The sequence below is a fragment of the Azospirillum baldaniorum genome (assembly GCF_003119195.2).
GTDB classification, from domain to species: domain Bacteria; phylum Pseudomonadota; class Alphaproteobacteria; order Azospirillales; family Azospirillaceae; genus Azospirillum; species Azospirillum baldaniorum.
In genome coordinates this window covers 459,737-481,487 of sequence record NZ_CP022253.1, presented here as the reverse complement: position 1 = coordinate 481,487, position 21,751 = coordinate 459,737, and the positions used below count along the sequence as shown (strand labels likewise).

The following is a 21,751-nucleotide window of genomic DNA, read 5'->3' as shown; positions in this document are numbered from 1 at the left end:
TCGACCGGTTACTTGATCGACCAGTTACTTGATCGAGATGTCGTAGCCGAAGTGCTGGGTGCTCAGCTTCGTGATGGTGCCGTCCTGGTTGGCCTCGGCGATGGCCTTGTTGAACAGCTCCTTCAGGTCGCCGTCGGCCTTGCGCAGGCCCACGCCCACGCCCTTGCCCAGCACGCCGCGCGCGAAGGCCGGACCGAACAGGGTCATGCCGTTGCCGGCGTCGGCCTTGAGGATGGCGTCCACCGCCGAACGGTCGCCGAAGATGGCGTCGACGCGGCCGGCGGCCATGTCGATGCCGGCGTTGTCCAGCTTGTCGTAGGTGCGGACGGCTACCTGCGGCAGCAGCTTCTCCATGAAGTTCGCCTGGATGGTCGAGGTCTGCACGCCGACCGTCTTGCCCTTCAGCGCGTCGGCCAGGGCGGCGATGGCGGCCTTCGGGTCGTCCTTCGACAGGTCGTAGCGCTCGCCGGGGAAGGTCGCCTTGGCGAGCGGCGAATTTTTCATGGTCCCGAACATCGACGGCTCGGTGCCGTAGGGGCCGGCGAAGGCGATGACCTTCTCACGCTCGTCGGTGATCGACATCGCCGCCATGATGGCGTCGTACTTGCCCTGCTGGATGGCCGGGATCATGCCGTCCCAATCCTGGGCGACGATCTCGCACTCGGCCTTGATCCGCTTGCAGAGTTCCAGGGCGAGGTCCGGCTCGAAGCCGATCAGCTTGCCCGACGGGTCCGTCGCGTTCCAGGGGGCGTAGGCCCCCTCGGTGGCGATGCGGATCTTCTTCCAGTCCTTGGCTTCGGCGGCGGTGCCGGCAACCGCCACGATGGCGCCGAGCGCCAGGGCCGCAACGATCTTCTTCACGGGAAAACCTCCTCTGTTCTGATGCCCTTATGGATGGCTCTTATGCTCGGGCAGGCTCTGAGGTTTACGGTTTTACAGCGCCAGTCAAGGGAATTGAGCGGGCCGTCCTCGCGCGATCGATTCAGCCGCCGCCGGACAGGTGGCGCGACAGGAACTGTCGCACGCGGTCCGATTCCGGATTGACCAGAACCCGGTCGGGCGGCCCCCGCTCCTCGATCCGGCCCTGGTGGAGGAACACCACCTCCGACGCGACCTCGCGGGCGAAGCCCATCTCGTGCGTCACCAGAATCATGGTGTTGCCCTCCTCGGCGAGCTGGCGGATGACCAGCAGCACCTCGCCCACCAGCTCGGGGTCGAGCGCGGAGGTCGGCTCGTCGAACAGCATCACCTTGGGCTGCATGGCCAGCGCGCGGGCGATGGCGGCGCGCTGCTGCTGCCCGCCGGAGAGCTGCACCGGGTAGGACTCGGCCTTGGCCAGGATGCCCACCTTGTCCAGCAGCTTGCGGGCGCGGTCCACCGCCTCCGCCTTCGGGACGCCCAGCACATGGACCGGCGCCTCGATGACGTTCTCCAGGATGGTCATGTGGGTCCAGAGGTTGAAGCTCTGGAACACCATGCCCAACCGGGTGCGGATGCGGTCCACCTGCCGGGAATCGGCGGGAACGGTCTGGCCGCCGCGCGCCTTCTTCAGGCCGATGGCCTCGCCGCCGATGACGATCCGCCCCTCGTCCGGCACCTCCAGCATGTTGATGCAGCGCAGAAGCGTGCTCTTGCCGGAGCCGGAGGAGCCGATCAGCGTGATGACGTCGCCCTCGCGCGCGGTCAGGGAGACGCCCTTCAGCACCTCCAGCGGACCGAAGCGCTTGTGGACATTCTCGACGAGGACGGCTTCGGGGGCGTTGGGATTCGTGGGCGGGTGTCGGTGCATGCGGGGCTTGTCGGCGGCGAGCGGGGGCGGGGAGCGGTCTGGACCGCCCAACCCTGGACGGTGCCGCTAGGCTAGACCGCCGGACAAACTCCCGCAACGCGGATTTTGCGGGCCCTGGGGCAACCGCGCGATGGGGGAAGCCGGCGGGTTTTTCACCACAGCATCAGCACCAGAAGCTGCGGCGCCAGGATGCGCAGGCACATGGCCAGCGGGTAGACGGTGGCGTAGGCCAACGCCGGCGCTTCCGACGCGACCACCGCGTTGGCGTAGGCGAGGCCCGGCGGGTTGGTCTGCGCCCCGGCCAGAACGCCGCAGATGCTGAGGAAGTTCAGCTTCATCACCCCGCGCGCCAGCAGCCCGGTCAGCAGCAGCGGCACCAGCGTGACCAGGACGCCCCAGGCCATCCAGGGCAGCCCGGCGCCGCTCGCCATCGTCTCGACGAAGCGGTCGCCCGACGCGATGCCCAGCACGGCGAGGAACAGGACGATGCCGATCTCGCGCAGGGCGAGGTTGGCGGCGGGCGGCATGAACCAGACCAGCGGCCCGATGTGGCCGATGCGCGCCAGAACGATGGCGACGATCAGCGGCCCGCCGGCCATGCCCAGCCGCAGCGGCGCCGGCATGCCCGGCAGGAACAGCGGGATGGCGCCGAGCAGCGCCCCCAGCGTGATGCCGACGAAGACCGGGATCATCTCCACCGTCTGCAGCCGCCGTTCGGAGTTGCCGATGATGCAGCCGGCCGCCTTGAGGTCGTCGGGCTTGCCGATCACCGTCAGGATGTCGCCGAACTGCAGCTTCAGCGCGGCGTTGGGCACCAGCTCCACCCCGGCGCGGTTGACCCGGCTGACCACCACGTCGCACGCCCCCTTGAGGTTCAGCGCGGCGATGGACTTGCCCAGCACCGGGTTGGCGGTGACGACGATGCGCTCCCACCGCAGGTCGCTGCCCTTGGTGGTCAGCCGGACGTCGGCCTCCCGCCCCATCAGCAGGCGGACCTGCTCCAGCTTCGGGCGTGGGCCGACCACATGCAGCACGTCGCCCTCCTCCAGCCGCGTGTCCTCGCCGGGCACGCGGAGCTGGCCGCCGCGCAGCAGCCGCGACGCGCAGACCCCCAGGCTCGGCAGCAGGGTCAGGTCGCCCAACCGCACCCCGCGCAGGGCCGGGTTGGTGACGGCGATGTCCATGGTGTCGAGCGCCGCGACCTCGGCGCGCCGGGCGGCCTCGAAGGCCCTGGCCTCCTCCTGCGGGTCGATGCGGAAAACGATCCGTACCGCCGCCATGGCCAGCAGGTTGCCAGCGATGCCGAAGGGATAGGTGACGGCGAAGGCCAGCCCCGGCAGGGCCATCACCGCGGCGTCGGCCCCGACCTCTTTCAGCACCTGCTGCGAGGCGGCCAGCGCCGGGGCGTTGGTCACCCCGCCCGCGAAGACGCCAAGGCCGGAGCCCAGCGGCACGAGGTCGAACAACACCAGGATCGCGGTCAGCAGGATGCTCGACCCGACCATCAGCAGCGCCAGCCCGTTCAGCGCCAGCCCGGACTTCTTCAGCGCCGCGAAGAAGCCGGGGCCGACCTGGATGCCGATGGTGTAGACGAACAGGATCAGGCCGAAGTCGCGGATGAACTCCATCATCTCGGCGTTCAGCGTCACCCCGGCCTGCTTGGCGAAGTGGCCGACCGCGATGCCCGCGAACAGCACGCCGCCGATGCCCAGCCCCACGCCGCGCAGCCGTATGTGGCCGAGCGCCAGCCCGAGGGCCGAGGTGATGCCCAGCATGAACACCACGCGCGCGATCGGCGGCATGGCCAGGAAGAGTTCGATGAGCGCGTGCATGGCCGCGTCTCCTCACGCGAGGACAGACCGCCTGCCGATCCCGCGGGAGGGACTCCCGCCGGGTTGCCCTCCTACCAGAGGAACAGGACGATCAACTGCGGCGCAAGGATACGCAGAAACATAACCATAGGGTAAACAGTGGCATAGGCGAGAGCGGGAGCCTCCGATGCGCTCATTGCGTTTGCAAAGGCGAGCGCGGGCGGGTCCGTCATGCTGCCGGACAGCAGCCCGCAGATCGTCAGGTAGTTCTGCCGGGCGAAGGCCCGCGCGATGACGCCGACGACCAGCAGCGGGATCAGCGTCACCAGCATGCCGCAGCCGATCCACAGCAGCCCGTCGCCGTGCACCAGCGTCTCGACGAAGCGGTCGCCGGACATCAGCCCGACCACCGCCAGGAACAGGACGATGCCGATCTCGCGCAGGGCCATGTTGGCGGCGGGCGGCATGAACCAGACCAGCGGCCCGATGTGCCCGATGCGCGCCAGAAGGATCGCCGCCACCAGCGGCCCGCCGGCCAGACCCAGCTTCAGCGGCGCCGGCATCCCCGGAATGTAGAAGGGGATGGAGCCGAGCAGCACGCCCAGCAGGATGCCGATGAAGACCGGCACGAACTCCACCTGCTGGAGCCGCCGCGCCGAGTTGCCCATCAGCGCCGCCACCCGCTGGAGGTCCGACGGCTTGCCGATGGCGGTCAGGATGTCGCCGAACTGGAGGTGCAGGGCGGGGCTCGGCACCAGCTCCACGCCCGCCCGGTTGACGCGGCTGACCACCACGTCGTAGGCGTCGGCGAGGTCGAGCTGGCCGATGGCCTTGCCCAGCACATGCTCGTTGGTGACGACCAGCCGGTCCCAGCGCATGTCGGTGCCCTTGGTGGTCAGCGTCACCTCCGCCGCCTCGCCGAGCAGCCGCTTCGTCGCCTCCAGCTTGACCCGCGGCCCGACCAGATGCACGACGTCGCCGGCGCGCAGGCAGGTGTCCGGGTGCGGCACCTGAAGCCGCCCCTCGCGCAGCAGGCGGGAGATCATCACCCCCTGGTCGCCGAACAGCGCCATGTCGCGCAGCGGCAGCCCCATGGCCGACCGGTTGCGCACGGCGACGTCCAGCGTCTCCAAGGTTTCCACCTGGGCGCGGCGCTTGCGTTCGAAGGCCTCGGCCTCCGCCGCCGGGTCGATGCGGAAGACGACGCGGATCAGCCCCATGGTGATGAGGATGCCGACGATGCCGAAGGGGTAGGCGACGGCGTAGCCGAGGCTCGGCGTGTTGATCTCCGCCGCCGAGGCCCCGACCTCGCGCAGCATCTCCTGCGCGGCACCCAGCGACGGCGTGTTGGTGACGGCGCCGGAGAAGATGCCCAGCACCGCCGGCAGCGGCACCCCGCCGATTTCGTGGATCGCCACCGCCACCAGCACCCCCAGCCCGACCAGCGAGGCGGCCAGCAGATTCAGCGTCAGGCCGGACTTCTTCAGGGCGGCGAAGAAGCCGGGGCCGACCTGCACGCCGATGGTGTAGACGAACAGGATCAGCCCGAACTCCCGCATGAAATGCAGGACGTGATGGTCGAAGGTCAGGCCCAGCGCCTTGGCGACGTGCCCCGCGGCGATGCCGGCGAACAGCACCCCGCCGATGCCCAGCCCCACGCCGCGCACCTTGATCTGTCCCAGCGCCAGCCCCGACGCCGCCACCACGCTGAGCATCAGCATGATGCGGGCGATGTCGGGAAGGCCGTTGAACAGGTCGATCAGCAGGGTCATGGCAGGCACCCGGTCCGGTTGAGCAGCGAGGGGGCGAAGGCGCCTATGAATGCCCGCTCCGCTTCACCCGGGCAATGCCCTGGAATGGTAAGGGACATTCATCGGATCAAAATTTCGCCACTTTCTGGCCCTAAACCGGACGGAGCCTTACGGCATGAAGTGGCTGGCCGGACCCGTGAACCCCTGCGGCCCGGCCCCTAAGCGACGATCAGGGCTCCGGTTTTCCGGCGCCCCCAGCCAGGCCCCGGCTGGATCGGCGGCCATCGCAAGAACCCCCTTGCGATGGCCGTTTCTTTTTGGAGCCGTTTCTGTTTGGCCCGACCTTTTGTGAGGCCGTTTCTTTTTGGCACCCGGACAGGCTGTGCTATAGCTCCCCCCGCCCCGTCCACCGCAAGAGCCCTGCCCGCCGCCATGCCCGTTTTCGCCGGTTCCGCGCTGACCTGTCTCCGTGGCGACCGGCTGGTCTTCACCGGGCTGGACTTCCGGATCGCGCCGGGGGAGGCGCTGTTCCTGCTCGGCCCCAACGGCAGCGGCAAGTCCAGCCTGCTGCGCGTCATGGCCGGACTGCTCAAGCCGATCCGCGGCCAGCTCTCCTGGGACGGCGTGCCGGTGACCGACGATCCCGACGCCCACCGCGGCCGCATCCATTACGTCGGCCATCTCGACGCGGTGAAGCCGGTGCTGAGCGCGGTGGAGAATCTGTCCTTCTGGGCCACGCTGGGCGGCGCCGCCGACCCGCGGGGCAACGCGCTGAAGGCGCTGGAGCGGCTGGGCGTGCCGCACATCGCCAACGTGCCGGGGCGCTACCTGTCGGCGGGGCAGAAGCGGCGCCTGAACCTCGCCCGCATCATCGCCGCCCCCGCCGCCCTGTGGCTGCTCGACGAACCGACCGTGGCGCTCGACCGCGCGGCCATCGCCCTGTTCGAGGAGATCATCGCGGAGCACCGGGCCGGCGGCGGCATGGTCGCCGTCTCCACCCATGTGGACATCGCCATGCCCGGCGCCGGCGAGTTGCACCTCGACGAGTTCACCCCCGTCCCCCACGACGGGGACGACGGGGGCGGGGACGACGACGTTTTGGAAGAGGAGGACGCGGCGTGACCCGCTTCCTGCGCCTGATCGGGCGCGACCTGCGGCTGGCGCTGCGCCAGGGGTCGGACGCCAGCATCGCCGTGATGTTCTTCGTTCTCTGCGTGGTGCTCTTCCCCTTCGGCGTCGGGCCGGAGCCGAACATCCTCGCCCGAATCGCCGCCGGGGTGATCTGGGTGGCGGCCCTGCTCGCCTCGCTGCTGTCGCTGGAGCGGCTGTTCCAGAACGACTACGAGGACGGCTCGCTGGAGCTGCTGTCGCTGTCCACCCTGCCGATGGAGGCGGTGGTGCTGGCCAAGACGCTGGCCCACTGGCTGGTGACCGGCCTGCCGCTGATCGCCGCCGCCCCGCTGCTGGCGCTGCTGCTGAACATGGACGCGGAGGGGTTCGGGGTGCTGGTGCTGACTCTGCTGGTCGGCACGCCGATCCTCAGCCTGATCGGCAGCATCGGCGCCGCGCTGACTCTGGGCGCCCGGCGCGGCGGCGTGCTGCTGTCGCTGCTGATCCTGCCGCTCTACATCCCCGTGCTGATCTTCGGCGCCGGGGCCATCGACGCCGCCCTGAACGGCCTGACCCCGCGCCCGCATCTGCTGCTGCTGGGCGGCCTTCTGGCCGGCGCCCTGCCGCTCGCCCCCTGGGCCAGCGCCGCCGCCCTGCGTCAGGCGGTGGAGTAGGCATCACTCAAGAGCGTTCAGAGCGAGGATGCTGCCCGAAAAAGCCGGAAATCGTTGGACAATACCGGCGAAGCGGAGGTCAGCCGTCACCACCGGCACACCGGTTTGCCGCGCGAGCGCAAGATAAAGGCAATCGTACACCGGGTGATTCAACTCGGTGGACAGACGGCAGGCGTCGCCGACCAGTTCGGAGTCCCTCGTCCACGTGAAAGGCCCGGCTTGCAAAACGGTCAGTGCCGCCATAGCGGTGTCCTGGCCGATCTCCCCGCGCCTCTGATGCCTCTAGAGAATGTTGGCGCATTCGACGAGCAGCAGATCGGGGGCAAGCAATGTGCGTCCCAGCCCAACCACCTTCGCCTTGTCACTGTCCTCTTCCGCGACGACCCATTTCACCACCAAGCTGGCATCGGCGACGATGGACGATGTCAGGCGCTTCATGGCTCGCCGATCCGCTGCGACCGCTCTTCCCGCATCTCGGCGGAAATCACACCGCTGTCGGAAACGACGCTCCCCCCGAAGCCGGCCCGAAGCCGGTCCGCGCGCTCCCAGAAATCCTCATGGCTCCGGCGGACGGACTGGGCAAGCGTTTCGCGCACCTCCTCTTCCAAAGACCGGCCGGCGGCACTGGCGCGGTCGGTCAGCGCCTTCAGAACCGAATCGTCGATGTCGCGCACGGTGATCATGCCCATGGCAGCCCCTCGGACTTTTTTGCCCATCCCACACCAACGTAGCATGGAAAGGCCGCGTCAACCCGTCGTACCGTCAGTGCGACAGGCCGCCGCACCGTCCTGAAAACACCACGGTGTGCGGCCATGTTTCCTGACCAAGATCAAGGCGAAACCCCTCGCGCTGGGGCATCACTGAGCTTATATCGTCCGCAGCACGACCAGAGGCCCATAGGTCCTATGCATCGATTTGCAAATCCTGCCCGCTTCCAGCGCCTGTCGGCGGCGATCCTGCCCTGGACGGCGGGGGCGACCGTGATCCTGCTGATCGTCGGGCTCTACGTCGCGCTGATCGGCTCGCCCCGCGACTATCAGCAGGGCGACACCGTGCGGATCATGTACATCCATGTCCCCGCCGCCTGGATGAGCCTGTTCGTCTACGTCAACATGGCCATCGCCGCCGCCTGCGGGCTGGTGTGGAAGCACCCGCTGGCCGACCTGTTCGCCAAGGCCGCCGCCCCGGTCGGCGCCGGCTTCACCTTCATCTGCCTCGTCACCGGCTCGCTGTGGGGCGCGCCGATGTGGGGAACGTGGTGGGTGTGGGACGCGCGGCTGACCAGCGTGCTGATCCTGTTCTTCCTCTATCTCGGCTACATGGCGCTGGTGAACGCCTTCGACGACCCGCAGCGCGGGACGCGGGCGGGCAACGTGCTGCTTCTCGTCGGCATCGTGAACGTGCCGATCATCAAATTCTCGGTGGACTGGTGGAACACCCTGCACCAGCCGGCCAGCGTCATCCGCATGGGCGGACCGACCATCGACGGGTCCATGCTGGTCCCGCTGCTGGTCATGGCGCTGGGCTTCACCGCCTACTTCATCACGGTGGTCCTGCTGCGCCTGCGGGCGGAGATCGTGCAACGCAAGATCCAGACGATGCGCCTGACCGAGGCGCAGGGCTGAGGCACGGGAACAGGCTGGGCCGGAGGCAAGGATGGCAGAGTTTTTCGCGATGGGCGGCTACGCCGCGTATGTCTGGTCGTCCTACGCGCTGGCGGCGCTGGTGATGGTCGGCCTGCTGGCCGCCACGCTGAAGGCGCTGCGCGGCGCCGAGACGACTCTGAAGGCGCTGGAAGGCAGCCGCCCACCGCGGCGGCGCCGGGCGCGCAACGGAGCCGCGGCGTCGCCCGCGGCGGAGGTTGGTGAAGGATGACCCGCAAGAAACGGCGCCTCTACATGCTGGGCCTCGCCCTGCTGGGCCTTGGCGCAGCCACCGCCCTGACGCTGACGGCGTTCGAGGACAACATCGTCTTCTTCTTCAGCCCGACGCAGTTGCAGACCCAGGACATCGGCGACCGCAACTTCCGCCTGGGCGGCCTCGTCGAGGAAGGCAGCGTCAGCAAGATGCCCGACGGGGTGACGACGCAGTTCCGCGTCACCGACACGGTGCACACCGTCGCGGTCAGCTACCGCGGCCAGCTTCCCGACCTGTTCCGCGAGGGCCAGGGCGTCATCACGGAAGGCCGCATGATCAACGGCGTCTTCCAGGCGCGCGAGGTGCTGGCCAAGCACGACGAGAACTACATGCCGCCGGAAGTCGCCGCCGCGCTGAAGGAAGCGGAGCACTTCAAGGCGAACTCGAAGGAGCAGAAGCCCAGCTCGTGACGCTGGCGGCTTCTCCACTCCTCCTCATTCCGTTCTTTTAGGGAGCATCGGGCCCGTGATTCCCGAACTCGGCCATTACGCGCTGGTGCTGGCGCTGTTCGTGGCGCTGGTGCAGTCCGGCGTCCCCCTGGTGGGCGCCGCCACCGGCAACGCCGCCTGGATGGGCGTCGCCCGCCCCGCCGCCATCGCCCAGATGCTGCTGGTCCTGGTCGCCTACGGCGCCCTGACCTGGGCCCATGTGGTGTCGGACTTCAGCGTGTCGAACGTGGTCGCCAACAGCCACTCGATGAAGCCGATGCTCTACAAGGTGTCGGGCGTGTGGGGGAACCACGAAGGCTCGATGATGCTGTGGATCGTCATGCTGACGGTGTTCGGCGCGGCGGTCGGCATCTTCGGGCGCAACCTGCCGCCCTCGCTGAAGGCCCGCGTCATCTCCGTCCAGGGCATGATCGGCGTCGGCTTCCTGCTGTTCATCCTGATCACGTCGAACCCCTTCCTGCGCGTGGTTCCGGCGCCGCTCGACGGCAACGACCTGAACCCGCTGCTCCAGGACCCCGGACTCGCCTTCCACCCGCCCTTCCTCTACGCGGGCTATGTCGGCTTCTCCGTCGCCTTCTCCTTCGCGGTCGCGGCCCTGATCGAAGGGCGCGTCGACCCGGCCTGGGCGCGCTGGGTGCGTCCCTGGACGCTGGCCGCCTGGTCGACCCTGACCGCCGGCATCGCGCTCGGCTCCTGGTGGGCCTATTACGAGCTGGGCTGGGGCGGCTGGTGGTACTGGGACCCGGTCGAGAACGCCTCCTTCATGCCCTGGCTGGCCGGCACCGCGCTGCTGCACTCCGCCATCGTGGTGGAGAAGCGCGACGCGCTGAAGACCTGGACCATCCTGCTGGCGATCATCACCTTCTCGCTGTCGCTGATGGGCACCTTCCTGGTGCGGTCGGGTATCCTGACCTCGGTCCACGCCTTCGCGGTGGACCCGGCGCGCGGCGTCTTCATCCTGGTCCTGCTGGCGATCGCCACCGGCGGCTCGCTGCTGCTCTACTCCGTGCGGGCGCCCAGCCTGAAGACCGGCGGCCTGTTCGCCCCGGTCAGCCGCGAGGGCTCGCTGGTGCTGAACAACCTGCTGCTGTCCACCGCGACGGCGACGGTCTTCATCGGCACGCTCTACCCGCTGTTCCTCGACGTGCTCGACCTCGGCAAGGTGTCGGTCGGCCCGCCCTTCTTCAACGCCACCTTCATCCCGGTCGCCATCCCGATGGTGATCGCCATGGTGGTCGGCCCCTTCCTGGCCTGGAAGCGCGCCGACCTGCTGGGCGCCCTGACCCGGCTGTGGACGGCCGGCGTGGCGACCGTGGCCTGCGTCGCCATCGCCGCCTACGTCACCAACGGCGGCGGCCCGCTGCTGGCGCTGGTCGGCGTCGCGCTCGCCGCCTGGGCCTTCTTCGGCTCGATCGCCGAGTTCGCCGAGCGCATCCGCCTGTTCCGCATCCCGGCGAAGGACAGCTGGAACCGCGCCGTCAACCTGCCGCGCAGCGCCTGGGGCATGACCATCGCCCACGCCTCCATGGGCATCGCCATCGCCGGCATGACCGGCACCTCGGCCTGGCAGAGCGAGACGATCAAGGCGATGAAGCCGGGCGACAACGCCACGGTCGGCGCCTACGCCGTTCACTTCGATCGCGTCGGCACGGTGCAGGGCCCGAACTACAGCGCCGAGCAAGGCGTCTTCACCGTCACCCGCGACGGCAGGACCATCGCCACCCTGACGCCGCAGCGCCGCAGCTACCCGGTCACCCGCATGACGACGACCGAGGCGGCGATCCACACCACCTGGCTGTCCGACGTCTATGTGGCGCTGGGCGACCCGACGCAGAACGGCACGGCCTGGACCGTGCGGCTGTACCATCACCCGCTGGTGCCGTGGATCTGGATCGGTTCGCTGGGGATGATGCTGGGCGGGCTGGTCAGCCTGTCCGACCGCCGCTTCCGTGTCGGCGCCCCGGAGCGCCGCCGCGCCGCCAAGGGCAATCTTCAGCCCGCCGAGTAAGGACACGCTTCCGATGCGCCGCCTGATCTATCTGTTGCCGCTGCTGCTGTTCGTCGGTGTCGGCGTGGCCTTCCTGCGCGGGTTCGACCGCGACCCGCGCGACATCCCGTCCGCCCTGATCGACAAGCCGGCGCCGGAATTCTCCCTGCCGCCGCTGCCGGGCCACAAGGAAGGACTGTCCAACGCGACGCTGAAGGGCGACGTCACGCTGGTGAACGTCTTCGCCTCCTGGTGCATCCCCTGCAAGGCCGAGCACCCGATCATCACCCGGCTGGCCCGCGAGCAGGGCGTGACGGTGCGCGGCATCAACCACAAGGACAAGGCGGAGGACGCCATCGCCTGGCTGAACCGCAACGGCGATCCCTACGCCAGCATCGGCGTCGATCTGGACGGCCGCGTGTCCATCGACTGGGGCGTCTACGGCGTGCCGGAGACCTTCCTGCTCGACCGCCAGGGCCGCATCCGCTTCAAGCATGTCGGCCCCCTGACCCCGCAGGTGGTCGAGGAACAGATCCTGCCCATGGTCAAGCATCTGCGGAGCGCGTCGTGAGAGCCCTCCTTCTCGCTGTCCTGCTGGCGCTGACCCCGGTCGCCGCCTCCGCCGTCCAGCCCGACGAGGTGCTGAAGGACCCGGCGCTGGAGGGTCGCGCCCGGGAGATCAGCAAGGATCTGCGCTGCCTCGTCTGCCAGAACCAGTCGATCGACGACTCCAACGCGCCGCTCGCCCGCGACCTGCGCGTGCTGGTCCGCGAACGGCTGACCGCCGGCGACAGCAACCAACAGGTGCTGAGCTTCGTCACCGACCGCTACGGCGACTATGTGCTGCTGCGCCCGCCCTTCAAGGCGACGACGCTGTTCCTGTGGATCGGCCCCTTCGTGATCCTGGCCATCGGCGGCGTCGCCACGGCCCTGTACCTGCGCGGGCGTAAGGGTGCCGCTGTTGCCGCTGGCGGCGACACCGCCCCGCTGACCGAGGACGAGCGGCGGCGCCTGGACGCCCTGCTCCGCAAGGACAAAGCCTGATGCTGTTCTGGATCGTCGCCGCCGCCCTGACGGCGGCCGTGGTGCTGCTGATCGTGCCGCCGCTGCTGAGGAAGCCCGAGGGCGCCGCCGAGGAGCGCGCCGCCTACGACCTGGAGGTCTACCGCGACCAGCTGGGCGAGCTGGAGCGCGACCAGGGCCGCGGCCTGATCAGCGAGGCGCAGGCCGCCGCCGCCCGCGCCGAGATCGGCCGCCGCATGCTGGCCATCGCCGACCGCGGCAAGGGGTCTGCAAAGGATGGTGCGAAGGGCAAGGCGCCCGCCGCCCGCGCTCCGCGCAGCGCGATGGCGCTGGCCGCCCTGCTGGCCGTCCTGCTGCCGCTCGGCACGCTGGCCGTCTACGGCAAGCTCGGCCGTCCCGAGCTGCCGGCCCAGCCGCTGGCCTCGCGCAATCTCGACCATGAGCGCGGCGGGCCTCCGAAGAACGTGCTGGCGGCGATGGACAAGCTGAAGGCCCAGCTCGCCGAGACCCCCGACGACCCGCAGGGCTGGGCCATCCTCGGCCAGGCCTACGCCAAGATGGGCCGCCTGCCCGAGGCCGCCGACGCGCTGGGCAAGGCGGTGGCCCTGGCCGGCGACGATCTGGAGCTTCTCGGCAGCTACGGCGAGGTCCTGATCTCGGCCAACGGCGGCACCGTGCCGGACGAGGCCCGCAAGACCTTCGACCGCGTGCTGGCGAAGGACCCCAAGGAGCCGCGCGCCCGCTTCTACGCCGCGCTGGCCCGTTTCCAGGCCGGCGACACCAAGGACGCGCTGGAGCGCTGGAGCGCCCTGCTCGCCGAGTCCCACGCCGACGCGCCCTGGGTGCCGATCGTCCGGACGCAGATCGCGGAGGCCGCCAAGGCGCTGAACCTCGACCCGGCCAAGGTGACGCCGGAGCCCCTGCCTGCCCAGCAACAGCCGCCGGTCGCCCAGAACCAGGGCCAGAACCAGGGCCAGGGCCAAGCGCAGGGCCAGACCGAGGGCGAGGACCAGCAGCAGATGATCCGCGGCATGGTCGACGGGCTGGCCGCCCGGCTGGAGGCCAACCCGGACGACGTGGACGGCTGGCTGCGGCTGTCGCGTTCCTACGGCGTGATGGGCGAGTCGGCGAAGGCCATCGACGCCGCCCGCAAGGCGCGGGAGCGGGCGCCCCAGCGGCCCGACGTGCTGGTCGCCTACGCCTCCGCCCTGCTGTCGGCGGAGCCGCGGAGCAGCAAGCCCGGCCCGATGCCGGAGGAGGCCGTCGCCTCGCTCCGTCAGGCGCTGGCGGCCGAGCCCGACAACCGCGACGCGCTCTGGCTGCTCGGCCTGAACGCCGCGGGCGTCGGCCAGACCGCGGAGGCCACCGATCTGTGGACCCGCCTGCTGGCCCAGTTCAAGCCGGAGGAGCCGGAATACACGCTGATTCGCGCCCGCCTCGACTCCCTGAAGGCCGGCGGCTGAGCGTCTTCCGAATGTCCCTTGCAACCCGGCGCGCCTGAAGAGCAGGATGGCGTTGCACGCTGGGGTGGCGCGCCCGAACGGAACGCGCCACCCGCAAGCCGATCCGCCAGGGACGCGACCGATTGCCCACCCACGCGCTCACCGCCAAAGGTCCCGCCTCCGGCCCCGGCATGGCGGGAAAGCCGCTGGAGGCGGCCTTCTGGATGCTGGGGGCCGCCCTGTTCATCGCCATCGGCAACGCGATGATCCGCCACGTCAGCGGCGAGCTTCACCCCTTCGAGATCGTCTTCTTCCGCAACCTGTTCAGCCTGATGTTCATGCTGCCCTGGATCGCGGCGGTCGGGCTGGGACGGCTGCGCACCGGGCGGGCAGGGCTCTACGCCTCGCGCTCGGCGACCAGCTTGGTGGCGATGCTGTGCTGGTTCTACAGCGTCACCCACATGCCGCTGCCGGACGCCACGGCGCTCAGCTTCACCATCCCCCTCTTCGTCACCGCCGGGGCCGCGCTGTTCCTGCACGAGACGGTGCGGGCGCGGCGCTGGGCCGCCGTTCTGGTCGGGCTGGCCGGGGTGATGATCGTCATCCGCCCCGACGACGCCACCCTGGACCCGACGATCCTGGTCATGCTCCTGCATTGCGTCGCCGCCGCCATAACCACGCTCCAGGTGCGGGCGCTGGCGACCTCCGACGGGGTGATGGTGGTGGTCGCCTACATGGGGCTGTTCCTGACCCCGATGGCGCTGGTGCCGGCGCTGTTCGTGTGGGAATGGCCGAGCTGGACGGCGCTCGGCTGGCTCGTCCTGCTGGGCGGCATCCTGACCCTGGGGCAGTTGGCGATGACCCGCGCCTTCAAGCTGGCGCCGGCCTCGGCGATGATGCCCTACGACTACGCCCGCCTGCCCTTCACCGCCCTGCTCGCCTGGCCGCTGTTCGGCGAGGCCATGGACGTCTGGGGCTGGGTCGGGGCCGGGGTGATCGCCGCCTCCGCCCTCTACACCGCGCATCGCGACGCCGCGCAGTCCCGCGCCGAGCGGCGTGCGGCCAAGGCGTGAGCCGTCAGCCGTTCCCGGCGGGCTTCATCCCGGAAGCGTCACCCGCGGCAGGCTTCATCTGCTGCTCCTTGCGCAGGGCGGCGCGGGCACGCTCCTCATGCTCCGGCTTCAGATTGCTGCGCACCGCATGGACGGCGGTGGCCAGCACCGCCGCATCGTCCACGAAACCGACCGCGATCAGCCAGTCCGGGATCGAGTCCGCGGGCAGCACGAAGTAGGCCAGCGCCGCCATCAGGATCGCCTTCGCCTTAAAGGGCGTCTGCGGGTCGGTCGCGCAGAAGAAGGCGGCCAGCGCCTGCTCCAGGAAAGGAACGCGGTGCAGGTTGGCGCGCAGCGTGTTCCAGAAGCGGCGGCGGACGTAGCGCTCGTTCCGCTCCACGCGGACCGGGTCGATGACGGTGGGCAAAGCGGCGGCGGCTTCGGTGGGTCCGTCGGTGGCGATCGGCATGGCTTTCCCTGGGCTCCCCCTGCACCGGCCGCCCTTCCCGGTGGACCGGGCGGGGCGGCCTGTTGCACAGTTGCGTGGAGTGACAACAGCGCAGACGCGCCAACGGTCCCGCCAAGGGTTCGACTACGGCCAAAGCGTCAAAAGGAGGAAACCGCCATGCCGATGAAGAACGGCTACAAGGAGTTGCTGGCCGAGGCAAACGCCCGCATCCAGGCGATCACGCCGCAGGAGGCGCTGTCCCTGCACGGCGACCCCGACGTGGTGTTCGTGGACATCCGCGACCCGCGCGAGCTGACGCGCGACGGCATGATACCCGGCGCCTTCCCGGCCACCCGCGGCATGCTGGAATTCTGGGTGGATCCGGACAGCCCCTATCACAAGCCGGTCTTCGCGTCGGGCAAGCGCTTCGTCTTCTACTGCGCCAGCGGCTGGCGCTCGGCGCTCGCCACCGACACCGTGCAGTCGATGGGGCTGGAGAACGTCTGCCACCTCGACGGCGGCTTCAAGGGCTGGAAGGAGGCCGGGCTGCCCGTCGCCATGCCGCCCGCCATGGAACGGAAGGGCAGCTGAATGGAACAGAGAGTCAGCCTGATCACGCTCGGCGTCGCCGACCTCGCGCGCAGCCGCCGCTTCTACGAGGAGGGGCTGGGCTGGACCCCCTCCCCGGTCAGCCAGGACGCCATCACCTTCTACCAGTTGGGCGGCATCGCGCTGGCTCTCTACGGTCGGGAGGCGCTGGCCGAGGACGCGCATCTGGCGGAGTCCGGCCCGACCTCGGGCTTCGGCGGCATCACGCTGGCCCACAACCTGCGCAGCAAAGCGGAGGTGGACGCGGTGATGGCCCAGGCCGAGCGGGCCGGCGGGCGGATCCTGAAGCCGGCGCAGGACGTCTTCTGGGGCGGCTACAGCGGCTATTTCGCCGACCCGGACGGCCACCCCTGGGAGGTCGCCTGGAACCCCTTCGCCGCGCTGGGCGAGGACGGAAGTTTCAAGCTGGAGGGATGATCGGGGCATCACCCTCTTGCAATCCTTGCTCGAAGATGTGGTGAAGGCATTTGACGCCGTCCAGAGCAGGACACCGTCATGACATCCATGGCGGTGTCGCTCGGACACGAGAGTTGTAACCTTTAGACGTAATATATTTTCGTTAAAATGTAGCTTAATGTTAATATGTTTCATTCACGATGCCATGACCTGCAACGTCAACGCATCGTGGAACGAGCCGATGTCTACGGTCAAAGCACGCCTTTTGGTTGCCCTCTCTGTTCTGTGCTTCTTTCTTTTCGCGATTGCGGCCACCGGCTGGCTGGCCCTTGGGCAGTCGCACCAGGGCATGGAGACGGTGTTCAAGGACCGCGTCGTCCCGCTGCGCGACCTGAAGGTCGTCTCCGACATGTTCGCCGTCAACATCGTCGACACCACGCACAAGGTGCGCGGCGGCGCCGAGACGTGGGAAGGCGGTCTCAAATCCATCGATGCCGCGCTCGGCGAGATCGCGACGCGCTGGTCGGCCTTCACGGCCACCTCGATGAACGCCCGCGAAAAGGAGCTGGCGAACGAAGCCGAACGCCACATGGGCAAGGCGCGCGCCGCCGCGACCACCGCCCGCGCGCTGATGCAGGCCAAGGATCAGGCCGCGCTGGACGCCTTCGCGGTGTCCACGCTCTACCCCAGCATCGACCCGGTGGCGGCGGCCGTCGGCAAGCTGGTCGACCTGCAGTTGAAGGAGGCCGAGGCGGTGTATGAGCGAACCAACGCCGCTTACGACACCTCCCGCTGGATCCTGGGGATCGCGGTGCTGCTCGGCGTGCTGGCCGCCGCCTTTGCGGTGACGACGACTCTGTTCCGCGTGGTCGCCCCGCTGCGCGCCATGGCCGAACTGATGCAGCGCCTCGCCAAGGGTGACCTCGGCATCACCGTCGACGGCACCGACCGGATGGACGAGGTCGGCACGCTCGCCCGCTCGCTGGCGGTGTTCAAGGACTCCGCCGTCGCGAACCGCCGGATGGAGGAGGAGCAGCGCCAGGAGCAGGCCCGCAAGGAAGCCCGGCAGGCGCTCGTGGAAACATACATCGTCGGCTTCGACAGCACGGTGCACGCGACGCTGAAGATGCTGGCCTCCGCCGCCACCGAGATGCGCGCCACCGCGGAGTCGATGTCGTCCACCGCGGAGGAGACCAGCCGGCAGGCGTCCACGGTCGCCGCCGCGTCGGAACAGGCGACCACCAACGTCCAGGCGGTCGCCGGGGCCACCGAGGAGCTGTCCGCCTCCATCACCGAGATCGGGCGCCACGTCGCGACCTCCACCACCATCGCCGGCAACGCCGTGGATGAGGCGGCCCGCACCGACCGGACGGTCCAAGGGCTGGCGGAGGCCGGTCAGAAGATCGGCGAGGTGGTCGGGCTCATCAAGGCCATCGCCGACCAGACCAACCTGCTGGCGCTCAACGCCACCATCGAGGCCGCGCGCGCCGGGGAGGCCGGCAAGGGCTTCGCCGTGGTGGCCTCGGAGGTCAAGTCGCTGGCCAACCAGACGGCCAGGGCGACCGAGGAGATCGCCACCCAAATCCAGACGATCCAGGGGGTGACCACCGAAACCGTCCGCGCCATCAAGACCATCGGCGGGACGATCGGTGAGATCAACGGCATCGCCACCACCATCGCCGCCGCGGTGGAGGAGCAGGGTGCTGCCACCGGCGAGATCGCCCGCAACGTCCAGCAGGCCGCCCACGGCACGACGGAGGTGTCGGGCAGCATCGTCCAGGTCCATCAGGCCGCGGTGGAGACCGGGTCGGCGGCTTCCCAGGTGCTGTCGTCGGCCGAGGAGCTGAGCCGGCAGGCGGAAACGCTCCGCCTGGAGGTCGAGCGCTTCCTCGTCAACATCCGGGCGGCGTGAGCGGGCGTCCCGCACCACGCAGCCATCGCCCGAAACGAAACGAGGGGGCCGAAGCCCCCTCGTTCCACGTTCACAACGGTCTCGCGCTTACTTGACGTTCGCGCGGGCCATGGCGCCCAGACGCAGGCGAAGCGCGTTCAGCTTGATGAAGCCTTCGGCGTCCTTCTGGTTGTAGACGCTGTCTTCCTCGAACGTCACATAGTCCATGCGGTAGAGGCTGTTCGGCGACTTGCGGCCGACGACCGTGACGTTGCCCTTGAACAGCTTCAGGCGGACCACGCCGTTCACCGGCTCCTGGGTCTGGTCGATCAGGGCCTGGAGCGCCAGACGCTCCGGGCTGAACCAGTAGCCGCAGTAGATCAGCTCGGCGTAGCGCGGCATCAGTTCATCCTTCAAATGGCCGGCGCCGCGGTCGAGCGTGATGCTCTCCATCGCGCGGTGGGCGGCCAGCAGGATGGTGCCGCCCGGCGTCTCGTACACGCCGCGCGACTTCATGCCGACATAGCGGTTCTCGACGAGGTCGAGGCGGCCGATGCCGTTCTCGCCGCCCAGACGGTTCAGCTCGGTCAGCAGGGCCGCCGGGGACAGGGCCTTGCCGTCGATCGCCACGGCGTCGCCGCGCTTGAACTCGACCTCAACGTAGGTCGGGGTGTCCGGGGCCTTCTCCGGGGCGACGGAGCGGGTGTACATGTCCTCGAACGGCTCGACCCACGGGTCCTCCAGCGCCTTCCCCTCGTAGGAGATGTGCAGGAGGTTGGCGTCGGTGGAGTACGGGGCCTCGCCGCGCTTGTCCTTGGCGATCGGAATCTGGTTCTTCTCGGCGTAGTCGATCAGCCGGGTGCGGCTGCTCAGATCCCACTCGCGCCATGGGGCGATGATCTTGATGTCCGGGCGGAGCGCGTAGTAGCCCAGCTCGAAGCGGACTTGGTCGTTGCCCTTGCCGGTGGCGCCGTGGGCCACGGCGTCGGCGCCGACCTGGTTGGCGATCTCGATCTGGCGCTTGGCGATCAACGGCCGGGCGATCGAGGTGCCGAGCAGGTAGGTGCCCTCATAGAGGGTGTTGGCGCGGAACATCGGGAACACGAAGTCCCGCACGAATTCCTCGCGCAGGTCGTCGATGAAGATGTTTTCCGGCTTGATGCCCAGAAGCTCGGCCTTCTTGCGCGCCGGCTCCAGCTCCTCGCCCTGGCCGAGGTCGGCGGTGAAGGTCACCACCTCGCATTGATAGGTTTCCTGGAGCCACTTCAGGATCACCGAGGTGTCGAGGCCGCCCGAATAGGCGAGCACCACTTTCTTGATCTGTTTGCCGGACGCACCGCTCATGGGACTACTCACGCGGGTGGGGAAAAATATCGGTGCCGGACAGTAGCCCTACGACCGATGCGAATCAATCGGTCCCGCTCATAAGTACCCTCTCCCCTCTGGGGAGAGGGTTAGGGTGAGGGGGTTGCGCTTTTGCCGAACGTACCGAAACGCACATCCCCCTCACCGGCTCTCAGCGGATGCCAGAGGCATCCGCCTGCCGCCGTCAGCGCTGGCCTCTGGCCAGCGCGAGAGGCCCTTCGGGCCACCCTCTCCCCAGAGGGGAGAGGGTTAAGGGGCTTCAATCCGTCCCGGCGTCGGCCGCAACAGCGCTCTCCGCGGCGGGGCGGGCGGGCGCCCGGTCCACGAAAGGCCAGCGGATGTAGGCGTAGAGCCACATCGCCAGGATGTCCGCCCCGTTGATCAGCAGAACCAGCGCCCACAGCGGGCTGCGCCCGCCCTTGGCCAGCACCCAGCCGCCGAAGATCAGCTTCAGCATCAGCAGGATCGCCATGACGAGGTTCGCGGTCCACGGGTCGGTGGACATGATCGCCGCCCAGGGTTGCCAGTAGACGGCGTTCAGCAGGGCGACGACGGACTCGAGCATCTCCATCACGCGGCCCTCCGCGCCTTGCGCGGACGCGCCGGCCCGTCGACCAGCACCCGCGCCGGCCAGCGCCGCACCGTCAGCAGCCCCAGCACGCCGACCAGCCCGATCACCGGCACGAAGATCACCAACGCCCACCAGGGCGAGAAGCCCGCCCGGCGGAAGATGCGCATCAGCGGCCAGACCGCCGCGGCGTTGAACAGGAACAGGATCAGGCCGGGATCGACGGCGAACTCAGGCACGGAGCACTCCCAGGGATAGGTCCGGCCTTATCCGGCCAGCGCCGCGTCCTTCTCGGCCAGCACCTTCTCGATGGCGGCGCGGTCGGCGGCGGACAGGCGGACGGACGCGCTCTTCAACTGGCCGCAGGCGGCCATGATGTCCTCGCCGCGGGTGGTGCGGACGGGGCTGGCGTAGCCGGCGTTGTTGACGATGTCGCCGAAGACCTGGATCGCCCGGTCGGTCGAACGCTCGTAGGGGGCGCCCGGCCAGGGGTTGAAGGGGATCAGGTTGATCTTCGACGGGATGCCCTCCAGCAACTTGACCAGGGCGCGGGCGTCCGCCGGGCTGTCGTTGATGCCTTTCAGCATCACGTATTCGAAGGTGATGCGCCGCGCGTTGTTCAGGCCGGGGTAATTGCGGCAGGCGTCCATCAGCTCCTTCAGCGGATATTTCCGGTTGATGGGCATGATGATGTCGCGCAGCTCGTCGGTCACGGCGTGCAGGCTGACCGCGAGGTTGACGTTCAGCTCCTCGCCGCAGCGCTTCATGGCCGGGACGACGCCGGAGGTGGAGAGCGTGATGCGGCGCTTCGAGATCGAGATCCCGTCGCCGTCCATGACGATCTTCAGCGCCTTGGCGACGTTCTCGTAGTTAAAGAGCGGCTCCCCCATGCCCATCATGACGATGTTGGAGATCATCCGCCCGTCCGGCGGCGCCGGCCATTCGCCGAGCGCGTCGCGGGCCAGCATGACCTGCGCCACGATCTCCGAGGCGTCGAGGTTGCGCACCAGACGCTGCGTGCCGGTGTGGCAGAAGCGGCAGGTCAGCGTGCAGCCGACCTGCGAGGAGACGCAGAGCGTGCCGCGGTCCTCCTCGGGAATGTGGACGCTCTCCACCTCCTGCCCGTCGGGCATGCGCAGCAGCCACTTGCGCGTGCCGTCCACCGACTTCAGGTCGCGGACGACCGTCGGGCGGGCCACGGCGTAGCTCTCCGCCAGCTTCTCGCGCACCGGCTTGGCGAGCGTGGTCATCACCGCGAAGTCGGTGGCTCCGCGGTGGTAGATCCAGTGCCAGAGCTGGCGGGCCCGGAATTTCTCCAGGCCGACGGACAGCATTTCGGCTTCCAGCTCGTCGCGGGACAGGCCGACAAGGTTCTTGCGCCCATCGGCGTCAACAGCCGGCAGGGCAAAGGCAGCAGCATGGTTGGAGGCGCTCATGGCCCCCTAAATAGGGCCACGAGCGTCCGGAGT

General features: G+C 69.0%; 25 protein-coding genes. 13 read left to right on the top strand and 12 right to left on the bottom strand.

Features of this window, described 5'->3' with window-relative positions; all coding sequences use genetic code 11:
- Nucleotides 1–24: 24 nt before the first annotated feature.
- The 4 genes from Sp245p_RS02230 to Sp245p_RS02215 all read right to left on the bottom strand — a co-directional run bounded on the left by Sp245p_RS02230 (nucleotide 25) and on the right by Sp245p_RS02215 (nucleotide 5,372).
- A complete protein-coding gene (locus Sp245p_RS02230; RefSeq protein WP_014238680.1) occupies nucleotides 25–861 on the bottom strand; it encodes a transporter substrate-binding domain-containing protein in 837 nt (278 codons plus the stop codon).
- A 121-nt stretch (nucleotides 862–982) separates the two neighbouring features.
- The gene (locus Sp245p_RS02225; RefSeq protein WP_014238681.1) at nucleotides 983–1,789 is read right to left on the bottom strand and encodes an ABC transporter ATP-binding protein; all 807 of its coding nucleotides are present in this window, start codon (nucleotides 1,787–1,789) and stop codon (nucleotides 983–985) included.
- A gap of 152 nt (nucleotides 1,790–1,941) precedes the next feature.
- Entirely contained in the window at nucleotides 1,942–3,621 is a 1,680-nt protein-coding gene (locus tag Sp245p_RS02220) for a putative transporter (protein WP_014238682.1), read from the bottom strand.
- Nucleotides 3,622–3,692: 71 nt separating this feature from the next.
- Entirely contained in the window at nucleotides 3,693–5,372 is a 1,680-nt protein-coding gene (locus tag Sp245p_RS02215) for a putative transporter (protein ID WP_014238683.1), read from the bottom strand.
- 411 nt (nucleotides 5,373–5,783) lie between these two features.
- On the opposite strand from Sp245p_RS02215, the gene ccmA reads away from it, so the two are divergent.
- Nucleotides 5,784–6,473, top strand: coding sequence for a heme ABC exporter ATP-binding protein CcmA (gene ccmA / locus Sp245p_RS02210; protein ID WP_014238685.1), 690 nt, complete (start codon nucleotides 5,784–5,786; stop codon nucleotides 6,471–6,473).
- Nucleotides 6,470–7,135: a heme exporter protein CcmB gene (ccmB, locus tag Sp245p_RS02205; protein ID WP_014238686.1), complete on the top strand. Its 666-nt coding sequence runs from the start codon at nucleotides 6,470–6,472 to the stop codon at nucleotides 7,133–7,135. The genes ccmA and ccmB overlap by 4 nt, the downstream gene beginning before the upstream one ends.
- 3 nt (nucleotides 7,136–7,138) lie before the next feature.
- Here ccmB and Sp245p_RS02200 read toward each other — a convergent pair whose 3' ends face one another.
- From Sp245p_RS02200 to Sp245p_RS02195, 3 genes are read right to left on the bottom strand one after another with little or no spacing between them, the layout of a single operon-like run.
- Complete coding sequence (locus Sp245p_RS02200) at nucleotides 7,139–7,378, bottom strand: type II toxin-antitoxin system VapC family toxin (protein WP_014238687.1); 240 nt, start codon at nucleotides 7,376–7,378, stop codon at nucleotides 7,139–7,141.
- A gap of 39 nt (nucleotides 7,379–7,417) precedes the next feature.
- On the bottom strand, nucleotides 7,418–7,573 hold the full coding sequence (locus Sp245p_RS34745) for a type II toxin-antitoxin system VapC family toxin (protein WP_144019070.1): 156 nt from the start codon (nucleotides 7,571–7,573) through the stop codon (nucleotides 7,418–7,420).
- Nucleotides 7,570–7,818, bottom strand: a complete 249-nt coding sequence (locus tag Sp245p_RS02195) for a FitA-like ribbon-helix-helix domain-containing protein (protein WP_129557140.1) — start codon at nucleotides 7,816–7,818, stop codon at nucleotides 7,570–7,572. The genes Sp245p_RS34745 and Sp245p_RS02195 overlap by 4 nt, the downstream gene beginning before the upstream one ends.
- Before the next feature lie 222 nt (nucleotides 7,819–8,040).
- Between Sp245p_RS02195 and Sp245p_RS02190 the strand changes: the two genes are divergently transcribed.
- The 8 genes from Sp245p_RS02190 (at nucleotide 8,041) to Sp245p_RS02155 (ending at nucleotide 15,026) form a co-directional block, all read left to right on the top strand.
- Nucleotides 8,041–8,760: a heme ABC transporter permease gene (locus tag Sp245p_RS02190; protein WP_014238690.1), complete on the top strand. Its 720-nt coding sequence runs from the start codon at nucleotides 8,041–8,043 to the stop codon at nucleotides 8,758–8,760.
- Nucleotides 8,761–8,791: 31 nt separating this feature from the next.
- Nucleotides 8,792–9,010 carry a heme exporter protein CcmD gene (gene ccmD / locus Sp245p_RS02185; protein ID WP_014238691.1) on the top strand — a complete coding sequence of 73 codons (219 nt, stop codon included), beginning with the start codon at nucleotides 8,792–8,794 and terminating at the stop codon, nucleotides 9,008–9,010.
- Nucleotides 9,007–9,462, top strand: coding sequence for a cytochrome c maturation protein CcmE (ccmE, locus tag Sp245p_RS02180; protein ID WP_038525715.1), 456 nt, complete (start codon nucleotides 9,007–9,009; stop codon nucleotides 9,460–9,462). The genes ccmD and ccmE overlap by 4 nt, the downstream gene beginning before the upstream one ends.
- Nucleotides 9,463–9,517: 55 nt before the next feature.
- On the top strand, nucleotides 9,518–11,509 hold the full coding sequence (locus Sp245p_RS02175) for a heme lyase CcmF/NrfE family subunit (protein WP_014238693.1): 1,992 nt from the start codon (nucleotides 9,518–9,520) through the stop codon (nucleotides 11,507–11,509).
- Between the two features lie 13 nt (nucleotides 11,510–11,522).
- A complete protein-coding gene (locus tag Sp245p_RS02170) occupies nucleotides 11,523–12,059 on the top strand; it encodes a DsbE family thiol:disulfide interchange protein (RefSeq protein WP_014238694.1) in 537 nt (178 codons plus the stop codon).
- On the top strand, nucleotides 12,056–12,532 hold the full coding sequence (locus Sp245p_RS02165; RefSeq protein ID WP_014238695.1) for a cytochrome c-type biogenesis protein: 477 nt from the start codon (nucleotides 12,056–12,058) through the stop codon (nucleotides 12,530–12,532). The genes Sp245p_RS02170 and Sp245p_RS02165 overlap by 4 nt, the downstream gene beginning before the upstream one ends.
- Entirely contained in the window at nucleotides 12,532–13,974 is a 1,443-nt protein-coding gene (gene ccmI / locus Sp245p_RS02160; protein WP_014238696.1) for a c-type cytochrome biogenesis protein CcmI, read from the top strand. The genes Sp245p_RS02165 and ccmI overlap by 1 nt, the downstream gene beginning before the upstream one ends.
- A gap of 122 nt (nucleotides 13,975–14,096) precedes the next feature.
- On the top strand, nucleotides 14,097–15,026 hold the full coding sequence (locus Sp245p_RS02155; protein ID WP_014238697.1) for a DMT family transporter: 930 nt from the start codon (nucleotides 14,097–14,099) through the stop codon (nucleotides 15,024–15,026).
- 4 nt (nucleotides 15,027–15,030) lie between these two features.
- Here the strand turns inward: Sp245p_RS02155 and Sp245p_RS02150 are convergent, their stop codons facing one another.
- Complete coding sequence (locus Sp245p_RS02150; RefSeq protein ID WP_014238698.1) at nucleotides 15,031–15,474, bottom strand: YkvA family protein; 444 nt, start codon at nucleotides 15,472–15,474, stop codon at nucleotides 15,031–15,033.
- Between the two features lie 156 nt (nucleotides 15,475–15,630).
- Here Sp245p_RS02150 and Sp245p_RS02145 point away from each other — a divergent pair, with 156 nt between their 5' ends.
- The 3 genes from Sp245p_RS02145 (at nucleotide 15,631) to Sp245p_RS02135 (ending at nucleotide 18,370) form a co-directional block, all read left to right on the top strand.
- Entirely contained in the window at nucleotides 15,631–16,044 is a 414-nt protein-coding gene (locus tag Sp245p_RS02145) for a rhodanese-like domain-containing protein (RefSeq protein ID WP_014238699.1), read from the top strand.
- Entirely contained in the window at nucleotides 16,045–16,479 is a 435-nt protein-coding gene (locus Sp245p_RS02140) for a VOC family protein (RefSeq protein ID WP_014238700.1), read from the top strand.
- A gap of 220 nt (nucleotides 16,480–16,699) precedes the next feature.
- Entirely contained in the window at nucleotides 16,700–18,370 is a 1,671-nt protein-coding gene (locus tag Sp245p_RS02135; protein ID WP_014238701.1) for a methyl-accepting chemotaxis protein, read from the top strand.
- 87 nt (nucleotides 18,371–18,457) lie between these two features.
- On the opposite strand, the gene Sp245p_RS02130 is transcribed toward Sp245p_RS02135, so the two are convergent.
- The 4 genes from Sp245p_RS02130 to rlmN form a co-directional block, all read right to left on the bottom strand.
- Nucleotides 18,458–19,693, bottom strand: a complete 1,236-nt coding sequence (locus Sp245p_RS02130) for an argininosuccinate synthase (RefSeq protein WP_014238702.1) — start codon at nucleotides 19,691–19,693, stop codon at nucleotides 18,458–18,460.
- A gap of 280 nt (nucleotides 19,694–19,973) precedes the next feature.
- Entirely contained in the window at nucleotides 19,974–20,285 is a 312-nt protein-coding gene (locus tag Sp245p_RS02120; RefSeq protein WP_014238703.1) for a hypothetical protein, read from the bottom strand.
- Nucleotides 20,285–20,521, bottom strand: a complete 237-nt coding sequence (locus Sp245p_RS02115) for a hypothetical protein (protein ID WP_014238704.1) — start codon at nucleotides 20,519–20,521, stop codon at nucleotides 20,285–20,287. Before Sp245p_RS02115 ends, Sp245p_RS02120 begins: the two co-directional genes overlap by 1 nt.
- Before the next feature lie 27 nt (nucleotides 20,522–20,548).
- A complete protein-coding gene (gene rlmN, locus Sp245p_RS02110; RefSeq protein WP_014238705.1) occupies nucleotides 20,549–21,718 on the bottom strand; it encodes a dual-specificity RNA methyltransferase RlmN in 1,170 nt (389 codons plus the stop codon).
- Nucleotides 21,719–21,751 lie beyond the last annotated feature (33 nt).